Source organism: Streptomyces sp. NPDC034099 (genome assembly GCF_055575415.1).
Window position 1 is genome coordinate 1 of the sequence record NZ_JBVISR010000025.1, and the last position, 21109, is coordinate 21109.

15 protein-coding genes and 3 pseudogenes are annotated in these 21109 nt (G+C 71.2%); 17 read left to right on the forward strand and 1 reads right to left on the reverse strand.

The annotated features are described in order from the left end of the window. Positions 1-88 (forward strand): annotated as a pseudogene (locus tag ACZ56V_RS37890) (IS5/IS1182 family transposase); the annotation flags it as partial. A 2-nt stretch (positions 89-90) separates the two neighbouring features. On the opposite strand, the pseudogene ACZ56V_RS37895 reads toward ACZ56V_RS37890, so the two are convergent. Then, positions 91-864, reverse strand: a pseudogene (locus ACZ56V_RS37895) (hypothetical protein); the annotation flags it as partial. An 801-nt stretch (positions 865-1665) separates the two neighbouring features. On the opposite strand from ACZ56V_RS37895, the gene ACZ56V_RS37900 reads away from it, so the two are divergent. The 16 genes and pseudogenes from ACZ56V_RS37900 to ACZ56V_RS37975 all read left to right on the forward strand — a co-directional run bounded on the left by ACZ56V_RS37900 (position 1666) and on the right by ACZ56V_RS37975 (position 21069). Then, positions 1666-2601, forward strand: a complete 936-nt coding sequence (locus ACZ56V_RS37900; RefSeq protein ID WP_468948221.1) for a conjugal transfer protein — start codon at positions 1666-1668, stop codon at positions 2599-2601. After that, complete coding sequence (locus ACZ56V_RS37905) at positions 2598-2939, forward strand: hypothetical protein (protein ID WP_468948223.1); 342 nt, start codon at positions 2598-2600, stop codon at positions 2937-2939. The genes ACZ56V_RS37900 and ACZ56V_RS37905 overlap by 4 nt, the downstream gene beginning before the upstream one ends. After that, positions 2936-3529 carry a hypothetical protein gene (locus ACZ56V_RS37910; RefSeq protein ID WP_468948225.1) on the forward strand — a complete coding sequence of 198 codons (594 nt, stop codon included), beginning with the start codon at positions 2936-2938 and terminating at the stop codon, positions 3527-3529. The genes ACZ56V_RS37905 and ACZ56V_RS37910 overlap by 4 nt, the downstream gene beginning before the upstream one ends. Continuing rightward, positions 3526-6210 (forward strand): ATP-binding protein, encoded by a 2685-nt coding sequence (locus ACZ56V_RS37915; RefSeq protein WP_468948227.1) that lies wholly within the window; start codon positions 3526-3528, stop codon positions 6208-6210. Before ACZ56V_RS37910 ends, ACZ56V_RS37915 begins: the two co-directional genes overlap by 4 nt. A gap of 2 nt (positions 6211-6212) precedes the next feature. Then, positions 6213-9011 carry a hypothetical protein gene (locus ACZ56V_RS37920; protein ID WP_468948229.1) on the forward strand — a complete coding sequence of 933 codons (2799 nt, stop codon included), beginning with the start codon at positions 6213-6215 and terminating at the stop codon, positions 9009-9011. Next, positions 9008-10168 (forward strand): C40 family peptidase, encoded by a 1161-nt coding sequence (locus tag ACZ56V_RS37925; protein ID WP_468948231.1) that lies wholly within the window; start codon positions 9008-9010, stop codon positions 10166-10168. The genes ACZ56V_RS37920 and ACZ56V_RS37925 overlap by 4 nt, the downstream gene beginning before the upstream one ends. Next, a complete protein-coding gene (locus ACZ56V_RS37930) occupies positions 10165-10836 on the forward strand; it encodes a hypothetical protein (RefSeq protein WP_468948233.1) in 672 nt (223 codons plus the stop codon). The genes ACZ56V_RS37925 and ACZ56V_RS37930 overlap by 4 nt, the downstream gene beginning before the upstream one ends. Then, on the forward strand, positions 10812-13430 hold the full coding sequence (locus ACZ56V_RS37935) for an ATP/GTP-binding protein (protein ID WP_468948235.1): 2619 nt from the start codon (positions 10812-10814) through the stop codon (positions 13428-13430). Before ACZ56V_RS37930 ends, ACZ56V_RS37935 begins: the two co-directional genes overlap by 25 nt. Next, a pseudogene (locus ACZ56V_RS37940) lies at positions 13427-14346 on the forward strand (replication-relaxation family protein). The gene ACZ56V_RS37935 and the pseudogene ACZ56V_RS37940 overlap by 4 nt, the downstream one beginning before the upstream one ends. Positions 14347-14740: 394 nt before the next feature. Continuing rightward, on the forward strand, positions 14741-15349 hold the full coding sequence (locus tag ACZ56V_RS37945) for a hypothetical protein (protein WP_468948237.1): 609 nt from the start codon (positions 14741-14743) through the stop codon (positions 15347-15349). Beyond that, entirely contained in the window at positions 15343-16197 is an 855-nt protein-coding gene (locus ACZ56V_RS37950; RefSeq protein WP_468948239.1) for an ATP/GTP-binding protein, read from the forward strand. The genes ACZ56V_RS37945 and ACZ56V_RS37950 overlap by 7 nt, the downstream gene beginning before the upstream one ends. 113 nt (positions 16198-16310) lie before the next feature. Continuing rightward, complete coding sequence (locus ACZ56V_RS37955) at positions 16311-16931, forward strand: SAF domain-containing protein (protein WP_468948241.1); 621 nt, start codon at positions 16311-16313, stop codon at positions 16929-16931. Further along, on the forward strand, positions 16931-17758 hold the full coding sequence (locus ACZ56V_RS37960; protein ID WP_468948243.1) for a hypothetical protein: 828 nt from the start codon (positions 16931-16933) through the stop codon (positions 17756-17758). Before ACZ56V_RS37955 ends, ACZ56V_RS37960 begins: the two co-directional genes overlap by 1 nt. Next, positions 17748-19238 (forward strand): CpaF family protein, encoded by a 1491-nt coding sequence (locus tag ACZ56V_RS37965; RefSeq protein WP_468948245.1) that lies wholly within the window; start codon positions 17748-17750, stop codon positions 19236-19238. The genes ACZ56V_RS37960 and ACZ56V_RS37965 overlap by 11 nt, the downstream gene beginning before the upstream one ends. After that, positions 19235-20182 carry a type II secretion system F family protein gene (locus ACZ56V_RS37970; RefSeq protein ID WP_468948247.1) on the forward strand — a complete coding sequence of 316 codons (948 nt, stop codon included), beginning with the start codon at positions 19235-19237 and terminating at the stop codon, positions 20180-20182. Before ACZ56V_RS37965 ends, ACZ56V_RS37970 begins: the two co-directional genes overlap by 4 nt. Next, positions 20179-21069 carry a type II secretion system F family protein gene (locus ACZ56V_RS37975; RefSeq protein WP_468948249.1) on the forward strand — a complete coding sequence of 297 codons (891 nt, stop codon included), beginning with the start codon at positions 20179-20181 and terminating at the stop codon, positions 21067-21069. The genes ACZ56V_RS37970 and ACZ56V_RS37975 overlap by 4 nt, the downstream gene beginning before the upstream one ends. Positions 21070-21109 lie beyond the last annotated feature (40 nt).

Sequence of the window (21109 nt, forward strand, 5' to 3'; positions counted from 1 at the left end):
CTGGGAACGACGCGACGACATCCACGAAGCCTTCCTCGGCCTCGCCGTCTGCCTGATCACCCACCGCCACGTCCGACGCCTTTGTTAGGACCTCTTAGTCTTCTTAGCGGGGCGGTTAACCACCGTAGGTTCATCCACCGGTGGAAAACCCGACGCTGGTTGTGACCTGCGACTTTGCAGGGCTGGCAGGTCGGTGATGAAGTACACCACCGCACCGAGGGTCCCGTCCGGACCGCGCTCGCGTTCACGGACGAGGAAGCCGTGCTGCTCCAACTCCTTCACTCCGCTCCTGACGGCCGCCTCGCCGTCCCGGCCGCAGCGGGCAAGATCGGTGACCTTCATCCGCCAGCCCTCCCGGTGCGTGGAGATCAGCCCGAACAGCCCCTTCGCCTTGAAGGACAGCCGGCCCTCACGGAACAGGCCGTTCGCGATCTGCGTGAACTCATCACCCGCCATCACACCCCGACGGATCCCCCCACCGAACTCACCGCCAGACCCTGCCCGCGGGCCTCCAGCCACACAGCGCACCCTGGACGGCACATCGCTCAGGACGGCGGGGTGGTCGGTGATGCAGTAGACGCTCTCGCCGAGGGTGCCGTCCGGGTGGCGCAGGCGCTCACAGACCAGGTAGCCGTGCTCCTCCAGTTCTCGCAGACCGGCGCGCACCGCGTCGCGGCCATCAGGCCCCAGGCGGGCCAGGTCGGCGAGCGTCACCCGCCATCCGCTGCGGTGCGTGCTGACGTACCCGAAGATCCCCTTCGCCTTGTAGGACAGTCGGGCGTCACGGAACAGGCCGTTGGCGATCTGGGTGAACTGATCAGCGGCCATCACGCCCCGGCGGATCCCTGCCCCGAGGCCACTCACCGCAGCTCCCCGCGCACCCGGTACACGCGGCCGCTGAGGACGTGCAGCCGGACCACGCCAACGGGCCGCCTCAGGGCACCGGATGAGGAGACACACACAAGATCCATGGCGGTCAGCCCATCGACCGTCCCCGACCAGGAAGACGACCACAACCCCCGACCACCGGTCACGATCCGGCAACAAGGACACCGGCCCGCCATGGTCGGCCCCATGACCGACCCCGACCACAGGGTTTCCCGAGGGCGGTTTCCCGAGGGCGGTGGGGATGCACACTCCCGGCTGCACAACGCTCCTGGCGCTCAATGTGCAGTTGCCCCGCGACGCGTGCGGGATCTGCACCAGATGCGCTCTGACCAGCCATGGTCGGCCCCATGGTCGGGGCAACCAAGCGGCCTTTCGCGCGTGGGCGAGTGTGCACACCCGCGGCTGCGCAGATCCCCCGGCTCTGAATGTGCAGGCGGCTGTGCAACGAGAGTGGGGGTCCTACACAGTCGGCATGCGCGGTGAAGTGCACAGCGGTGACCCACACCGCCTCAGGCTGCACAGTCGGTCCGCCGGTGCGCAGAGCAGACCCGCGCCCGAGTCGTGCCGGGTGCCGGCACACGTCTCCTCGCCCCGTCCATGGTGGTGGCCGGGCCGATGTGGGCCTGCGGGGGCCGTGGTCGGAGCTGTGGTCGGGCCGACCACGGGTTTCGTGACCGGTCTGTGATCGTGGTCGGGGTTGTGTGGTCGGTGGTCGGGTCGGGGCTGACGGATTTCCTCGAGGTCAGCAACACCCATTCCTGACCTGGGAGTCTGACCATGCCTCTGGGCACGAAGGCCTCGCGCAGCGAGGCCGCCCCCGCCATCGCAGCGGGGGTCGAGCTGGAGAAGATGCGGCGGCGCGTGCGCCTGTCGCGTCTGGCGCTGTTCACCGCGATCGCCGCCGGCCCCGTCGCCCTGGCCGTCGCGGTGACGTCCGGCTCGGCCACCGCGACGGCCGCCGCCCCCGACAAGCCGGCCCCGGTGCGCACGACGCCTGTGGCGGCCGACCCCGCGGGCTATGCGCAGGTGTTCCTCGACGCGTGGCTGCGCAGCAGCACGGACGAGGCAGACAGTGCGCTGGCGCGTCTTGCACAGTCCCTCGCCCCGGACGTCGCTCTGCCGGACCCGGCAGCCGGTGCACAGTCGAAACTCCGGTCGGTGACCGCGGTGCGCAGTGTGCAGCGCGACGGGGGCGCGTGGGCCGTGACGGTCGCTGCGCAGTACGCCGACAGCACGGTGCGCTACTTCGCCGTTCCCGTCGCCGCCGACACGCGTGGTGCGTCGTTCGCGGTGACCGGCGCCCCGGGGGTGGTGGCCGGTCCGGCCCGGGCAGCGGCGCCCAAGTCGCCGTACTCGGTGAGCGTTCCGTCCGACGGTGCCCTGTCGTCGACGATCGGGGAGTTTCTCGGCGCCTACCTCACCGGCACCGGCGAGGTCGACCGCTACCTGGCGCCTGGGGTGGACCTCGCACCCGTCTCCCCCACCCCCTACACGGCGGTCGCCGTCGGCGAGGTGTCAGCTGTTGAGGAGGTCGCGGCTGCCGGGCCGGTGCCCGCCGACGGGGCGAAGGTCCATGTGCTGGTGCAGGCCGAGGCGCGGGATGACGCCGACCGGTGGCCGCTGGCGTACGAGCTGGCGCTCACGGCTCGCTCCGGCCGGTGGGACATCGCCGCGCTGGAGTCCGGGAGCGTGCAGGGCGGGGGTGCGCGGTGAACACGTTGGGTGGCGTGGTGCTGGCTGGGCAGCTGGACGACCTCGGCGACAGCTGGATCAGCATGTTCGAGGACTGGGCGACCAAGGGCCTGCAGGCCGGACTGCTCGTGCTCGTCGTCGTCATCATGGTCCAGCGGTTCAGCCTGAAGGCCGGGATCGGCGCCCTCCTGCTGATGATCATCGCGCTGGGGCTGTACGACTCCCGCGAGGGCCTCGCGGACATGTTCACCGACGAGGTGAAGAACCCCGCCAACGGCGCCCCCGCCGTCCCGGGACTCGTGGAGGGGACCGACCCGGCCGCGCCCGTGGGCTCCGACGATGCGGGAGGCCGACTGTGAGCGCGGCTGCCTCGAACAGGGTCGGGCGCTTTTATACGACCGCTCGCCGTCATCCGTGGGTGCTGGGGAAGGTCGCCGACTGGAAGATTCCGCTCGGCCCCTACACCCCCGCGCAGATCGCCGTCCTCGTCGGCGGCGGTTTCCTCCTCGTCAAGACCATCAGCTGGTGGTCGTGGATGGGACCGGTTCCGGTGGTCGCCTGGGTGCTGGCCGTGTGGGCCGTGCGCCGGCCCAAGGTGAAGGGGCGCGCGCCGCTGCAGGCGACGCTGGGCTGGCTGCTCCTCGCCTGGCAGCCGCAGGGCAGCCGCACCGGCGGAAGGGCCGCCCGCGACCACGCCGCCCGACCCCTGCTGGGCGGCTTCACCCTCGAAGCCGCTTGCCCGGCTGTCCCTGCGGAAGTGCGACAGCATGCCGCCGAGCCGGCCGCCGACCGCGGAGAGCCCCGGCACCGAAAGGACCGCGGGGCTGTGCGCCGGCCGTCAACCGACCACGGCCGTCGGCAGACACGGCCTGCACCGGTGTCTCTGCCGCCGGTGCCAGGTGTCCAGCAGCTGCTGGCCCGTGTCCAGGAGACAGGAGGTGTGCGGTGAGGGTTCCAGTCCGTCACATCGCCGGTCACCTGGTCTGGTCGACGCAGGGCAGCGTGTGGGCCGTCTACCGCCTGCACCCCGGCCCCGACGCAAAGGGACAGCGGGCGGAGACCGTCCAGGGCACTTACGTGCCTGCCGCGGTCCATGACGAGCAGCTGGCCAAGGTCACGCATCTGGTGCGGTCGCTGTCCGGGGCGCCGCGGCTGTTCGGGCTGTGCGCGCAGGTCGATCCCGGCGAGGTCGCCCTCAGGATGATCGAGGGCGTCGAGCCCGCCGGGCAGGCACCGGGCGAGGGGGCGCATCCGTGGGTGGAGAGTGTCGAGGCGACCCTGGATCTGCTGGAGGGCCAGGAGATGCATCGCCGGACGCTGTGGCTGGCGGTGCCCCTGCAGAACGAGGCTGCGGGTGGGCAGGTGGCTGCGTCGCTGGGGGCGATGTGGGCGGAGGTAGCACCCGTGCTCGGGATGCGGGCTGCTCCGGTGGCACGCCGTGAGGTGAGCGCGTTTCGCGAGCAGGCGTCCCGGGTGGAGGCCGCGCTCGCCGGGGGTATCGGCTTCCGTCCGGCCCGTCCGGCGGAGATCGTGTGGATGGTGCAGCACGCCCTGCACCGCGGCCTGGCGGAACCGCTGCTGACCGAAGCCGAGACCAGCACCCTGTACGACGGGCACGTGCAGGGCGGAGTGCTGCGCTCTCCCAGCTACGCCGACCTCGGCCAGGCGCGCCTGCATGAGGGTGGCATCGACCCCGCCCTGGACGACGCCGACGAACTCAAGGGCGCGGACCGCATCACGCGGTCGGGCCGCACCGCCTGGTGGCGGTTGCAGACCGGGTCGCCGCTGCGGCGACGGTGGCTGCAGGTCGAGACCGACGCCGGGGTCGGCTACCAGGCGCAGCTGGCGCTTGCCGAGTGCCCGCCCGCGGTCGGTGCGGAGGCCGCAGATCTGTTCGCGCAGCTGGAAATGCTCGACTTCCCCGTCGACTACACCGTCGATCTGACGCTGGTGCCGGCGGAGAAGGCGCGGGACCAGGTGCGGCGTAAGAAGAACGAGCTGATCGACCAGGCCGACCAGTACGACGCCCGGCCCACTGGCATGCCCGCCTCCCTCACCGACGCCGCCCGCGATCTGGGCGAGCTGGACGCCCGCCTGTCCCGCACCTCCGTGGAGGTGGAGGTGCAGTCGGTCACGGTGCTGACGGTGTGGGGGCCGACCGCCGCTGCGTGCGACGCCCGCGCCCGGGCCCTGACCGCGCTGCTCTCCGGCGCCGACTACCGGGCCGTGCGCCCCGCCGGACTGCAGGAAGCCCTCTTCACCCTGGGACTGCCCGGCACGGCGCGGCCGGGGGTGCTGCGGGAGTTCACCCAGCACCAGGTCTCTGAGGACTGGGCCCTGTCCGGCGCCTTCACCACCGCGGAAGTCGGTGATCCGAACGGGATGTTCCTGGGCCTGGACCTGGACTGCGGTACCACTCGCCCCGTGATGATCAACGTCGCGGACGCGCCCAAGCAGGACGCGTCGGCTTCGATGGGGATCGTCGGGGACCTCGGCGCGGGCAAGAGCGTGCTGCAGAAGCTGATCGCGGAGGCCGTGTGGGCGCGCGGCGGCTGCGCGATCTGCATCGACCGGACCCCGGTGCGTGAGTGGGCCACGTTCGCCCGCAGCGCCGCCCAGGGCCGGGTGCAGATCGTCGACGCCGCCCGGGCCGAGGTGTCCATCGACCCGCTGCGGATGTTCGACGGGCCGGAGGGCCGCCACTACGCCCTGTCCTACCTCACCCTCCAGCTCGGGATCGGCCCGATGAGCACCGGCGGTGAGGCCCTCCACCACGCTGTCGAGCGAGCCGCCGCCGGCGACAAGCCGTCCATGCAGCGCGTGCTGGACGTACTCGAGGAGATGAGCACGCGCGAGGCGGGCAAGCGGCAGGACGCGGCCGCCACCCTCGCCGGCCTCATCCGGGTCGTGGCCTCCAACCCGCTGGCAGGGATGGTGTTCGATCCCGCGCTGCCGCCGGTCAGGCTGGACGCCTCCAGCGCCTTGGACATGATCGTGATCACCACGGCGGGGCTGAAGCTGCCGCCCAAGGCCGCCTTCGACAACCCCGAGGTCCTGCATCAGCAGCCGCTCGAGGCTCTCATCGGCCGCGCGGTGCTCTATCTGATCGCGGCGCTCGCGCGGCAGACCGCGTTCGAGGACCCGCAGCGGTTCACCGCCGTCGTCCTGGACGAGCTGTACTGGCTCACCTCGTCGGCCGAGGGGACCGCTCTCGTGCACGAGATCCTCCACGACGGCCGCAAGCACGGCGCCGGCCTGATCGCCGGTTCCCACGACGCCGAGGAACTCGGCCCGGACCGCGGCCTGATGGCCTACCGGGCGCTGGCCCGCACCACCGACCGGGTACGCGCCCGCCGCGGCCTGCAGTTCATCGGCCTCAACCCCGACGACGAGGAACTGGTGCGGCTGGTGACCAGCGGGCTGTCCCCCGTCGGCCACCGAGGCAGAGAAGGCGAGTTCCTGCTGACCTGCCCGCGGCAGAACACCGGCCGGGTCAAGACCGTCATCCCCCGCATCGCCCGAATCGACGGGTCCATCACGACCACGCCCGGGCACCGCGGTTCAAACTCTCCGGCCGACGTGCCCGAGCCGCCGGCTGATTCCGTGGGCGTGAAGAGCGGGCAGGTCTGACCATGGCACGTCGTCCCAGTCCCGGCACGCTCCGCTCTGCCGCCACCACGGTGCTGCTCGCGGTCGTGTTCGTGATGGTCAACAGCCAGGTCGTGTATGCGGCCGGCAGCAGCAGCGAGACCGGTGACCTTCTGGCGCCGCTGAACATCACCTCCTCCGAGGGCGTGCCGATCAACGGCTACGAGCTGAACGCCGAGGGCGGCTCCATCGTCGCCTTCAAGACGCAGGCTCTCGCGTTCGCCCTGTCGGGCGTTTTCACCCTGATCCGGCTGCTGGCCGGGCTGGCCGGGTGGGCGATCGAGGTGGCCTTCCGGTTCCCGCTGCTGAAGATCCTCGCCCGGCCGGCACAGGAAGTCGCCGACGCCTACAGCGATGTGGTCGTCGACGCGCTCGGGCTGAAAGGGCTGCTGCTGGCGTGGGCGTTCGTGTTCGGCGGCTTCATGCTCGTGAGGGGTCGGGTCAGCCGCGGTCTGGGGGAGATCTTCCTGACCCTGCTGATCGCGGCGTTCGCCGCCTCGGCGTTCGTCCGTCCCGACTACCTGCTGGCCGCCGACGGCCCGCTCGGCCAGGCGCAGCAGGTGGGCGCCGAGGTCGCGCAGCGCAGCGTGAACGCCTACGACTGGGGCGGCAAGATCGCCAGCAAGGGCCCTTGTGACGGGATGGCCGGCCGGCAGGAACTCAAGTGCATCGAGGAGGAAGAGGCGGGGCCCGTCTCTGCGCAGGAGGTGGCCCGCCCGATCCAGGACTCGGTCACCAACGCGCTGATCGTCAAGCCGTACATGCTCCTGCAGTACGGGCGGATCCTCGACCCGGCCAAGGAAGCCGACCGCAAGGCCTACGCCGTCCACCTCAAGTGGGTCTCCGGTGGCTACAAGGCAGGAAAGGCCAGGGGCTCGGAGAAGGGAAGGGACGACCACTGCGACCTGATCAAGGGACCCGCCAAGGCGTACTGCGAACGGGGAGAGGAGGGAGGTGGCCGCAGTGGTGAAGATCCTCCCGACAGCCTCCCATTGTCGTTCGGCCCGGGCTCCGAGCTGCTGAATGAAGCGCTCGTGCCGTCGGAAGAGGAGCAGGAGTTCTCCGCGTTCCTGGCGGACCTGAAGAAGGCCGGGGAGGTCGGCGAAGCCTGCGCTGCGTACGCCGAGAAGCCCACCTGGTGGCGGGTCGGTGGCGCGCTGCTGCTGGTGATCGGCGCCCTGTTCCTCTGCGGCATGCTGCTCTCCTCCGCTGTCGTGCTGCTGGGCACCCAGGGCGTGTGCGCGGCGGCCGCCGCCGCGGGCGGTGTCGCCTTCGTCGCGGGCATGCTGCCGGGGCCGCCGCGGCAGTCGGTGTGGAAGTGGCTGTCGCTGTGGGGGATCGCGGTCCTGGCCGTGGTCGGGATCTGCGCGTTCATCCCCTTCTTCGGGATCGCCGTCGATGCCACCATCACCGACGGCCCCGACCTGATGGTGGAGCGGATCCTGCTCATCGACGTGCTGGCCATCGCCGGCGCGGCCGGACATCGCAGGCTGCTGACCGGCATCGCCTCCTTCGGCCGGCGCATGGCGATGCGGATGCGGTACGCCAAGGTCGGCGGCACCCATATGCCCGGCGACACCTCCGAACTCGGCGCCGCCCTCGCCATGAACTCGCCCGCCGTCCTCGGCGGATACAGCGGCGGCGGGTTGCGTTCGTTCACCGGCGGTGGGGGCGGCCGGTTCGGGATGCTCGGCACCCGGCAGCGGCTGATGGGCGCGCTCGGCTCCCTCGTCGAGGGGGCGGGCATGCCGGTGGACACCGGCCGGATCCTGTCCGATGCCGCAGCTGAAGCCGGGCGCGGGCTCGCCCCGCTGACGGCGGCCGCGGCCGTCGGCGGCGCCGGGGTACGCATCGGTGCCAAGGGCTCGCACTGGCTGCTCATCGGCCGGCGGCCGGACAAGGAGCAACTGGCACGGTGGCGCAAGGCCGCCGCTGACGGCGGCCCCGACGAGAGCACCCCGCACGGCGGGCCGGACGACGCAGCCGCAGGGGGAGCAACCGGCCAAGGGCCGCGCCGTCCCGGCGGTCCCCCCGACCGCTACCGCAACGAGGACGGCCAGATCGTCGACCGCCGCACCGGTGAGGTACTGCACGACCAGAACAGCGACCGCACCCTGCTGTCGACCCGCGCCCACAATCGGCTGGTCCGCTTGCGCGGCTACCGCATCCTCCACCGCAGTGGCCGCGCCGCCTACGGGGCAACGGCCGGTCTGCCGGAGAACGTGCAGCGCCTGCGAGAGGGCCGCTCTCGCTACGCCCAGGACGCCCGCCAACAGGTACGAGTGTGGGGCAACACCGCCCGCGAAGACGGCCGGGCGTGGACGGCCACGGGCCGCCACGTCTCCCGCACCCTGAGGGAAAACACCGACGACCGCGGTGGTTCCGGACCGTTCGCCGGACGCCGCCTGCCAACCACACCCACACCACGACCCACGACCGGCCCCACAACGACCCCGCGCCCCGATCCTTCACGCCCCTCAGAGCCCTCCGCGGCTTCCCGAGGCATGCCGGCCTCCGGCCGGCCCGGTGCAGCCCCGTCCGAGAGCAGAGCACAACAGCACCCGGCGCCGCCGGTGCGCCGGGCGGGCCGCGAGCCGATGCCGCAGCGCGACCACGGTGGCCCCGTCCTGCCCGGCGGTGGCAGAGCCCGCAGCCAGGCACGGGAGCAGGCGCGGGAGCGGATGCAGGAGCTGATGCGCCGGACGGCGCCCGAGGCCGAGCGTGTGCGCCGCGAACGCCCCCAGCCGGATGACGGATCAGACGAACGGGGTGAACAAGCGTGAGGCCCGTCCGGCGGCGTCGCCGCCTCGCGCGGTGGGGGTGCGCCGGGCTGCTGCTGTTGTTCGGTGCGGTGTGCTGCGCGGCCCCGATCGCCAACTCGGTGGGCGCGTACGTGGCCCTGGCCACCGGGACACGCGACGACGGCGGCGGGACCGCCGGGGGCGGCCGTGTCGCCGACATCCCGCCGCGGATGCTCACCGCCTACCAGAACGCGGCCCAGCAGGTCGGCAAGCACGTGCCGAAGTGCCGGGGCATGCGCTGGCCGATCCTCGCCGGCATCGCCAAGGTCGAGTCCAACCACGCCACCGGCCGCAGTGTCACCGCCGACGGCGGCATCCGGCCCAAGATCTACGGGATCCTCCTCAACGGCTCCGGTACGGGCGGAAACACCACGGTCTTCCCGGACACGGACGGCGGCCGCTGGGACGGCACCGCCACCGGCGAACGCGCCGTCGGGCCCTTCCAATTCCTGCCCTCCACCTGGGCCGGCGTCGGCCAGGACGCAGGCGGCGACAAGATTGCCGATCCGCACAACGCCGACGACGCCGCGCTCAGCGCCGCGGTCTACCTCTGCGGCAACGGACGTGACCTGGCCCAGGAGTCCCAGCTGAGGGCAGCGATCTTCCAGTACAACCGGTCCACCGAGTACGTCGCCAACGTGCGCGGCTGGATCGACCAGTACACCGCCGCCGCCAAAAGCCCGGCCCTGGACAACGTCACCGGAAACGTCCGAACCGTCATCGAGGCGGCGCTCGCCCAGCGGGGCGTCCCGTACTCGTGGGGCGGCGGCAACGCGAAGGGACCCAGCACCGGCATCTGCTGCTCCCCCAGCGGCAAAAGCGGGACGGACATCCGGGGATTCGACTGCTCGGGGCTGACCACCTACGCCTACGCGAAGGCCGAAATCCGCCTGCCGCGCACCGCGGCCGCCCAGGCCAGTCTCGGTCAGCGGATCCCCGCGAGCGCGGGAACGCGGGCGCTCAAGCCCGGTGACCTCGTCTTCTACGCCTACGCCCCCGGCCGCGACTCCACGATCTACCACGTCGGGATCTACCTCGGCTCAGGGCAGATGGTCAACGCCGCCCGTCCCGGAACGGCCGTCCGACTGGACGCGGTCGACGCGATGTCCGGCTACGCGGGAGGAGCCCGCCTGCTATGACCACACCCGTACCCCGCACACCGCGCGTGCTGCTGACCGCCACCCTCATTCTCGCGGTAGTGGGGGCGGCCGTGCTGACGTGGCCGGGCCAGTCCGGTCCCCGGGAGGCCGCCACCCCGGCGCGCCAGGCGGCCACCTTCCCCAACGGGCACCCGTCGCCTTCTTCCTCGAGCGCGCAGCCTGCCGCCAGGAGCACGCCCGAGAATGCCGCAGCCTCGTCGCCTTCCGGCCCGGCACCTTCAGCGTCGGTGTCCGTGTCGGCGCTGCCGCCGCACGGCGAGGGGGCGGCGGGCGACCGGGCCATCCAGCAGACCCTGGACACCGCCTGGCCGGCCGACCTCGACGCCATCGACGAGCGGCAGCTGCTCACCGCCGGCCGCGCACTGCTGCGCGCCGACGCGACCGGTGCCGGCCGCGACCGCTGGCCCGCCTACTTCGGCGCCGCCGGACAGGGTGCGCCGCCGGCGTTCGCCACCGCTCGCTTCCGTATCCAGGCCGCCGTCGCCCGCCAGGACGGTGCCCGAGACCGGGCCGTGGTGCACCTGGTCTGGGCGGGCACCGACCGCGGCGGCGCCCACACCGACGGCCGCATCACCGACCTCCGCTTCACTCGCACCACCCCGACCAAGAAAGGGGAGCCCGCGTGGACCCCGCAGCCCCGCACTTGACCCTCGCCACACCAGTCGGCGAGGCCATCGGCCTGCTGTCCGGCCTGGTCGACATCGCCGGGTGGCTGCTCACCCACTGGTATCTCCTTGGCCTGCTCGTCGCCGGGTGCTGGGCGCTGGCCGAGTGGATCCTGCGCCGCCTGGCACGCAAGGCCTCCGCCGAACGGATGGCACTGGAACTCGTGCCGGCCCGGCACTTCGATCCCGGCCTGGAGGAGATCTTCAGGCGCGGGGTGCAGCTCGCCCGGGCGTCCACGTCCATGCCGTGGTGGGCACCACGCCGTACCAAGGCCGTGCAGGTCAGGTTGCGCGCCGACGGCTCCAGCCCGCTGCGCTACCGCATCGAAGGCCCCGCGGGCGGTGAGCGGCTCCTGTCCATCACGCCGTTCGGGCCGGCCGTCACCGTAAAGCGCGGCCGCCCGGTCGCCGACAAGCCGCGCAAGCATGTGGTGCGGGCCGAGTTCATCTTGCGGGGGAAGCCCACGGCCCCTCTGCGGGACGTTCCGCTCGATCCGGATCCGCTGCAGCCCCTGGTCGATGCCGTTTCCGACCTGCGGGCCGGCCTGGGAGACCTGGCCGAACTGCGGCTCGACATCCAGCGCGCCCCGAAGTGGACGCTGCGGGCCAGGCGCATTCAGCTGATGTCGGACGCCCGCCGCCGTGAGCGGCGTGAAGCGCAGCGGGCGGCCCGGTGGCTGCGTCAGGACGCCGGCGGGGTGGAGGACTCGCTGGGCCGGCAGCTGCAGCAGCTGATTGGCGGCACGTCGGGCGGGGGCGGGGCGGGTGGTCGGCGGCTGGTGATGCCGCCGGTGCCGCGCCGGGTGGAACCGGCGGAGGCGTTGGGGAAGCTCGCCGACGACGACCATCTGGTGCGCGTGCAGCTGCTGGTGATGTGTGCCTCCGACACCGAGGGGCGGGCCGAAGCACGGCTCGCTCAGCTCCAGGCCGCCCTGGACGTGTTCGGCGGTGGCTCGCGGTGGGCGATGCGCGGCTGGCACCTGGGGCCGTGGCGGCTGGGGGCGGACCGCTGGCCCAGCCGGCGCGGCTTCGAGCGCCGCTGGGACTTGGGGCACTGCCGGCCGCCCCGCCCGAACTGGGTGCGTCTGGAGGAGCTGACCGGTCTGCTCAAGCCGCCCACGGTGCACTGTCGGCTGCCGCTGCTCGCCGGTGACCTGCCGACCTTCGAGTTCGGCAACCCTGAGTTGCTGCTGCAGGGCATTCACCAGGGCCCGGACGGCCGCCGTCGTCTGGTCGCCACTTACGCCGGGGAGACGTTGTTCGAGGTGGGGGTGGGCAAGGCGGGCGGCGGCAAGACCGAGCGGGCCCTCGCGCAGGCGATCGGCTGGGCGCACGCCGGGGGCGGGCTGATGTTCCTCGACCCGCACCGTGACTCCTGGCCCCGCGCACTGCCCTTCCTCGCCCACACCACCCTCGCCAACCGCACAGCTCTGATCGACCTGGGCGCTCATGGGCCCGCCCCGCAGGTCAGCTCGTGGAACCCGCTCGACATGCGCCACGGCCAGGCCGCCCACGAGGTCGTCGAGGCCACCGCGGACGCTTTCGCCTCCGCCCTGGGCTGGGACGACGCCACCGCGCCCCGCGCACTGACCATCCTCACCGCCGCCCTCGCGGCACTGGTGGCGGTCAACCTTGCTGCCTGCCAGGCCGGACGGCCCGAAGACCAGACCACCCTCTTCCACGTGCGGGCCCTGCTCACCGACCCCGCCTTCCGCACCACGGCACTGGCCGGCGTGGAAGGGCGCCTCGACGAGGAGACCCGCGCCTGGTGGCACACGGTCTTCCCGACCCTGCCCGCCGATGCCTTCGCCGTGGTCCTCAACCCGCTCACCCGCCTGGCCGCCAACCCCGTCACCCGCGCCTTCCTCGGCCAGCCGGCCGGCGTCTACAACATCCGCACCGCCATGGACTCCCAAATGATCGTGTGGGTATGCCCGGGCGGCAACGGGCCCACCGACCGGCTCATCACCGCACTGTTGGCCCGGGATTTGCTGCGAGCCGTCCGCTCCCGCCGCGATCTGCCTGAAGCCCGGCGGGTGCCGTTCCGCGCCTACTTCGACGAGCTGATCACGCTCACCGGAGCCGCACCCGAAACGATCGCGAGCATGTTCGAGGACTTCCGCAAGTACCGGGTCCACGTCCACGGCATGACCCAGCTCCTCGCCCGTCTCCCGGGCCCGGTGCGGCTGTCCCTGGTGCAGAACGCCTCCACCCTCGCCTCCACCGCCGGCTCTCAGCCCGCCATCGCACCCGTCACCGCCGAATGGGGCGACCAGCCCGGGCCCGACGTCGTCGCCGCCCTGGACCGGTTCGACCACTACATGTCGCTGACGGTCAAGGGCCGCCGGGTCGGCCCGGTCAAGATCACGGGACCGCACCTCGACGACGTCTTCGCCGCCTACGCCCGCCCCGACAACGCCGCGGCGTTCGAGCGCGCCGCCCGCACCACGGCCGGCACCGCGCCCCTGGACAAACTCACCACCCGCGCCCGCAGCCAGATCGGCCGGGTCAACGCCTTCCTCGCCCAGCTCACCCCCACCACCACACCAGACAGCCAGGAGAAGACCTACAAGTGACCACCACCGCCCAGGCCACGCCCGCCCTTCCTGCGCATGTCCCCAGCCCTGTCGAACCGCTCCCGAACCAGATTCTGACCGCACTGGGGCAGCACCGGATGGCCACCACCGGTCAGCTCCAGGCCCTGCTCCGCCCCGCTGCCAGACGCCAGACCGTCAACACCCCACTCAATGAGCTGCGCCGCCAGGGCCTGGTCGACTGCACGGTGCTGCCCCGCTCCCGCGGGATGCGCGCCTGGTATCTGACCGGTGACGGGGTCCGGATGGTGAAGGACTTCCCCGCCCTGCGGGGCCGGCCGGCCTACCCGATCACCTCCACCACCGCCGCCTCGCTGAAGACCCCTCACACGCTGACGGTGCTGCGCACCCACCTGGCATTCGTGGCCGACGCCCGCGAGCGCGAGGACGAGCACGGTTTCCTGGACTGGACACCCGAGGTGTCCCACTCTCTCGGCGACGGGGAGAAGGTCATCGCGGACGCGCTGCTGCACTACACCCTCACCGGCCCGGGGCAGCGGACCAAACTCCGGGCCTTCGTCGAGGTCGACCGCACCACCATGAGCAGTGAACGCCTCGCCTCGAAACTGATCGACTACGCCCGCCTGTGGTCGTATGAACCACAACCGCTGGGACAGAACCGCTCCCGCCAGCCGGCCCTTCCCGGGCCTGCCTGGCTGCGCTGGTACCCCGTCTTCCCCCGCATCCTGTTCGTCCTCACCGGCGGCTCCCGGCAGGTCCTGGACAACCGGATCAGCGACCTGCAGGCCATGACAGCCCAACATCCCCTCGTCGCCACGATGGCTCGCACCGTGCCCCTGGGAGCTGCGGTGTTGGACGACATCGAGGCGCAGGGCCGACCGGCGACGTCCGGGTACCTCTGGGCGGCGGCCAGTCACGACCGTGGACCGAGCTGTGAGGCTGCACCGGCAGACCGAGCGGCTCTGGGCCACGAGAACGAGGCACTCGTCGAGAAGCAGTGCCCAGCCTGTCCCACGCCGCAGGCGTTGCTGTCAGCAGACCGCGCGGACGAGTCTCCGTCGCGTCATCGGGATCCCCACCGTCCACGCGAAGACCACCAAATGTGCCGATATACAAACGGAATCAAGTCATCCGGCCTCGAATGTGACTGGATACGTCCCGAGATGTACGAGGGAACTCACTTTCCGAGCCAAGAAGTTCTCTGGCATATGCGTAATCTTGCGGTCACGCACCGCTCACCACAGCTGTACCAGGCTGCGGAGCTGGGCTGCCCACCACCCACGGACCAGACCGCAGGCGGGCCCCACCACCGCGCCGAACGGGGAGGCACCGTGAATGACCGCGCGCACTGCACTGCAGTCCGTCTCCGAAGGCTCGCTGCCGCGTCGATCGCGCTGTGTGCCGCAATTGCACTGACTGCCTGCGGAAGCGGTGAGAGCGCTAAGGGCCCTGCATCCCCGTCCTCCGCCCCCTCCCAGTCATCCACGACACCCAGCGCGTCCGCATCCGAGAGTGAAGATCCGCAAGCGGCGCACAAGCGCGCTGTCCTGCAGTCCTACAACCGGTTCTGGGAAGAGAAGGTCAAGGCGTACGCCAAAGCGAGCGTGCAGGGCACGGATCTGAAGAAGTACGCCGTGGCTGAGGCGTTCACCACGGCCGAGACGGAAGTGCAGGCGCTCAAGGCAAAGGGTCTCGTAGCAACGGGCAAGCCAGACCTGGCGCCAGAGGTGACGTCGGTCGAGACCAACCGGAAAGTACCGCAGGGAACCATCAGCGACTGCACTGACGTGTCGGAGTGGACGCTCGTGCAGCAGTCCAGCGGTGCAGAGGCGACGCTTCCCGACGACCGGCTGACCAAGTACGTCACCAAAGCGGTGGCCGAGAAGTGGTACGGGCGTTGGGTCATCGTGAAGGTGACGCCTGAGGACCGGTCATGCTGACAAGGGGCGCCACTGTTATCGCTTTGACCTGCACATTAGTCGCCACCGCGGCGTCAGCCACGCATGCAGCCGATGATCCGGACATCAGCAAGGGCAGCTGCGACCTTGTGTCGTTCTGCGTCGGTGTGAACGTCCCTGGTAAGGGCGGTGATCACAACGGTGGTGGAGACAAGAAGGGCACTGAACCCAGCTCCGGCAACAAGAAGGCAGTCCAGGACTGCCATGTACGCAGGATGGACCCGCAACCACCGCCCGGCAGCGAGTACTACCGGGACGGAAAAGCCGTGTACGAGCGAGTGTGCGTCGCCGATGAGCAAGACGGACTCGTCGACATCCAATTCGTCGGCGCAGATCCCGGGCAGGACCCTCCAGCGATTGACCCCGCAGTCGTCGCCGAGCAGGTCGTGGACAAGATGCGCCTCGAAGGTCCGGACATCGCCAGTCCCCGCGCGACAGGCAAGTACACAGTCGGTGTCCCGGTGTGGATGTGGGTGAACCAGAGCGCCACGACGTACGGACCCAACACGGCGTCTGCTTCGGCGGGTGGCGTGACCGTCACCGCCACCGCAAAGGTTTCGGAGATCGTTTGGCGGATGGGTGACGGTTCCACCGTGACATGCGCCGGTCCGGGCACGCCATACAAGGGTTCAGCCGACATGGCCGAATCACCAACCTGTGGACACCGATATTCCGCGACGTCAGCGGAAGCGCCGGGCGACAGGTACGCCGTGAAGGCGACGTCGACATGGGCCATCGACTGGCAGGGCGGCGGCCAGAGCGGGCAGCTCGAAGAGATCCGCCAGTCGAACATGCAGGTGGCTGTGGGCGAGTTGCAGGTCGTCAGGTAGAAGCCGCCGGAAGGGCAGGAACGTTGAGCAAGGTAAAGGAACGCGCTGGTACTCCCGCTTCTGGCGGAGTCCCTCAACAGACCCAGGCCGCCGGTCCCGTTACGCCTCCGCGGGTGTCCGCCCGCAGACGTCGGCCGGGCGTGATCGCTTTGTCGCTGGCGCTGATCGCGGCTGGGGGCGCAGGCGTCGCCGTCCTCCTCTTACAGGTCGGAGACCGCACCGAGGTCGTGACGGTGGTCCGCGATGTGCAGGTCGGGCAGGTCCTCACCGAGCAGGACCTCGGGAAGGCCTCGGTCGCGCTGGACCCGGCAGTGAAGGCCGTGCGCGCCGACACGATGGAATCGGTGGTGGGCAAGCGGGCGGCAGTCGAGCTGAAGCCCGGCTCGTTGCTGAGTCCGTCTCAGGTCACCAGGGACTCCCTGGTGAAGGCCGGTGAGCAGCTGGTGCCGATCGGGCTGAAGCCCGAGCAGGTTCCGGCCACCGCGCTGGTGCCCGGGCAGAGGGTCCAGTTGGTGCATGTCCCGGCCCAGGGTGCGGCCGACATGGCCCAGGGGTCCGGCGAAGACGGTGCGCAGAGCATCGCCGGCCGGGTGGTGAAGGCGTCGCAGGCGGCCCCTGGGACCGGGCTCGTGGTGGTCGACGTGGCCACGGCCGCGGACGACGGTCCGACCGCCGCGGCGTGGGTGGCCAGCGATGCGCTGCGTCTGGTCCTTGATGCCCCGGAGAGCGGCTGATGGCCGTGATCGCGCTGGCCGGGTGCAGTGGTTCGCCCGGGGTGACCACCAGTGCTCTGGCTCTGCTGCTGTGCTGGCCGTTGGAGCCGGGCCGTCGGATGATCCTGGCCGAGTGCGACCCGGACGGGGGCGCGGTCCTGCATGGTCTGCTGCAGGGCACGCTCGGGGACCGGTACGGGTTGCGGAATCTGTCGGTGGCGGCCCGCAAGGGTGAGTTCGGTGAGGCGTTCTGGCGGCAGCTGATCGACCTGAGCAGCGAGGACGGCAAGACCGAGGCGCCGCGTGACCGGCTGCTGCTGCCCGGGATCACCGATCCCGCCCAGGCCGCCAGCCTCAGCTCGGTCTGGAAAGGTCTCGCCACGATGTTCCGCGGCATCGACGCCGACCATGGTCATGACGTCCTGGTCGACCTCGGCCGTCGCGGGGCGGTCGGCCCGTCCGGTGTCCTGGCCGAGCAGGCCGACGTCGTTCTGGTGGTCGTCCGCAACACGCTGCGCTGCCTGCAGGCAGCGCAGGGCCGGGTCAGCGAGCTGGAAGAGCGCGTCGGCAATGTCGGCCTCCTGGTCGTCGACGAGGGCCCCTACCCCGCAGGTGAGGTGCAGCGGGTGCTGCAGGTTCCGGTCGTGGCGAGCCTGCCGTTCGCGCCGAAGGAGGCCCGCGTGCTGTCCGACGGTGCCGACCAGCCCCGCCACTTCACCAAGTCCTCCCTGATGAAGGCAGCGCGTACGACGGGCACCCTGCTGGTGCAGCAGGCGGTCGCGCGCCGTGCCCGTCTGGGCTCGCCAGGAAGGCCGGTGCGCGGTGAGGAGGTGTCCGGTGCGCGGTAGGCCTCTGCACGCCAGCCCGACCGTGGTGCCACCGCCCGGCCGGCCCCCAGGGCCTTCCAGCCGGCAGGCAGAGGGCGCGCCGGCCGGGTCTGCCGCGGGCACGGGGGTTGTGGGTGCGGCGCCTCGGGTCACGGTGGACTACAACGTCGCCCGGCACATCGCCTCGCAGGTCGCCAAGCAGCGCGAGGAGCTGCTGAAGACGGCCCCGGACATGGACCGGGCCAGCGAGGAGCAGCGCTGCCTGGACTGGATCACTGAGGCGGTGGCGTTGTGGTCGGATGCCGCGGCGATGAGTCCGCAGCAGGACGAGGCGCTGCGGCGTGCCGTGTACGACCTGCTGTACCGGGCGGGTCGGTTGCAGCCGTTTCTGGACGATGAGCGGGTCGAGGACATCATCGTCCAGGGCCCCGGTGAGGTGTGGCTGGACTACGGCGACGGAGAACGCCGCATGGTCGGACCGATCGCGGACTCCGAGGAAGAACTTCTGGAGCTGCTGCGGGAGCTGGCCCGCGGGTCCGGGCATCAGGAGCGGACCATCTCCACCGCCAACCCGACGCTGGCGCTGTCGTTGCAGGACGGGTCCCGGCTGCAGGCGATCACGGGGCTGGGGCCGATGACGTATGCGGTCATCCGCCGGCACCGCGTCTCCCACGCCGACCTCGACGACCTCGTGGGCTTGGGCACGATCGACCCCATTCTGCGCGAGTTCCTCGGCGCATGTGTGCGCGCGGAGAAGAACATCATGATCGCGGGGAAGCAGAAGGCCGGGAAGACGACACTGCTGCGGGCGATGCTCAAGGAGTTCGGCCCCGAGACGCGGTTCGCCACCATCCAGAGCGAGGACGAGTTGTTCGCCCACGCCAACGGCTACCACCGCCAGGTCGTCTCCCTGATCGGGCGGGAGTCCAACGGCGAGAAGGACGCCTCGGGGCGGAGCGCCGGCGAGGTGACGCTGCTGGACCTGATGCATCCGGCGCTGCGGATGTCGCTGGAGCGGATCGTGGTCGGCGAGGTCCGCGGACCGGAGGTCGTGGCGATGATGCAGGCCCTGACCAACGGGGCCGGCGGGAACCTGTGCACCATCCACGCCCGCCGCCCCAGCATTATTTTCGACCGGATCGCGGAACTGTACGGGCTCGCTCAGGGCAATCTGTCCGAGCAGCTTGCCTACCGGCAGACCGCCAACGGGCTGGACTTCATCGTGTACGTCGATATGACGGACGAGACGCAGATCGGCGGCCGCCGTCACCGCTACGTCTCCCACGTTTTGGAGCTGACCGGCATCGGTGAGTCCGGGCGTCCCGCCACCAACGAGGTCTTCTCCCCCGGTGTCGAGTTCGGTGAGCTGCGGGCGGTGCCGCGGATGGACCCGGGCTGCATCGACGACCTGCGCCGGGTCGGATTCGACTCCAGCCTGCTGCACCAGCCCTACGGGGCCTGGCCGGCGCCGCTGCCGCTGAAGGTCGGAGGCGTCCAGTGATCCTGCTGTGGGGGCTGCTGAGCGGCATGGCCGTCGTCGGCGGGCTGATCGGCGTCGTCGCCGGGATCGTGGGAACGTCGGCGCCGCGCCGGGCGCCCTGGCGGCGGATGCCGGCCCGGCGCGGCCCAGACCAGACAGAGGATGCCCGGATGCGGCAGCGGGCCCTGTCCGTCGCCGCGGCCGGCGTGTTCGCCGGCGTGTGGCTGGCCTCGGGGAACTTCGTCGCAGGAGTCTTACTCGGAGCAGCCGTGATCGGTGTGCCGTGGCTGGTCACACCGGGGCAGATCGCCGCCGAGCGCATCGGGCAGCTGGAAGCCCTCAGTGAGTGGACCGGACGGCTGGCGGGCCTGCTGCGTCTGGGCATGGGCCTGGAGCAGGCAATGATCACCAGTCGTCAGGGGGCCCCGGACGAACTCGCCGCCCAGATCGTCAATCTGTCCGACCGGCTGCGGCTTGGCTGGCGTCCCGAGGAAGCCCTGAGAGCCTTCAGTGACGAGCTCGGCGACGTCACCGGCGACAAGGTGTTGGCCGCGCTGATCCTGTCCGTCAACGATCGCGGGCCGGGCCTGGCCCAGGCCCTGGAGGACCTGGCCGGCAGCGTCCGCGACGAGGTCGCCAAGAAGCGGAGCATCGAGGCGGACCGGGCCAAGCCGCGGACCACAGTGCGGTGGATGACCCTCATCACCCTGGGCATCGTCGTGGCCGGCTTCTTCGTCCCCTCCTACACCGCCCCGTACTCCACACTCCTGGGCCAGCTGGTCCTCGCCTTCCTCACCGCCGGGTTCGTCGCCACCCTCGCGCTGATGCGACAACTCGGAGCTTTCCGCCGCATCCCCCGCTTCCTCATCCCGGATGCGGCCAGCACCGTACGGCTACCCACCCCCGCGGCCGTCGCTACCGACGCACCGGCTGGGGAGCGTGAGCACGAAGGAGTGAGCCCGTGAACCTTGTGCCCATCGTGCTGAGCGGCGGGACGGTCGGCGCCGGTGCTGCTCTGCTTGTGCGGGAGATGCTGCGCCCGCAGCCCGCCCTGGCCCCGGCCCTGCAGCGCACAGCTCCCGGCAGCCTGCCCGTGGCCGCCGAGCAGATGGTCCTGGACCGGGACGAGGCGTGGGGGCGGTGGCTGCTGGCCCGCCTCGAGCGCCTGCCCGGCGTGCGCGTGCCCGTCACCAGCCTGGCCCTGCTCGGCCAGCAGCCGGGCCAGTTCATGCTGAAGAAGACCGCGCTCGCCGCGCTCGGGCTGCTGTGCCCCGTGCTGGTCACCATCCCGTGGATCGTGGCGGGCATCTCGCTGCCCTTCTACGTGCCGGCCGTCGCCGGACTCGCCGCCGCCGCCCTGCTGTTCATCACCCCCGACCTCGCGGTACGCGACCAGGCCAAGCGTGCCAGGGAGGAGTTCGCCCACGCCCTGGTCGCCTACCTCGACCTGGTCGCCCTCAAACGGGCCGCGGACGCCGGCCCCACCGAAGCCCTGGAGAAAGCGGCCGCCGTCGGACAGGGCTGGCCCTTCCGGTATCTGCAGGGAGCACTGCGCCGGGCCCGGCTGGAGAAGATCCCGCCCTATCAGGCACTTTCCGAGCTGGCCGCCGAGTATGAGCTGCCCGCCCTGGACGACGTCGCCGACATCATGCGCGGCTCCGCCACCGACGGCGCCGCCGTCTACAAGGCGCTGCGGGCGCGGACCGCCGCGCTCAGCGCCGAACTGCTGGCCGACCAGGCCGCGCAGGCGAACGCCGCCAGCGAGAAGATGACCGCTCCCGGCGCGCTGCTGGCGGTGCTGGTCATGCTCCTCATGGCCTTCCCTGCGGTGATCCGCATGCTCACCGTCTGAACGCCGGCCGGCCGTGACGGCCGGCCCCCGAACCGACCTT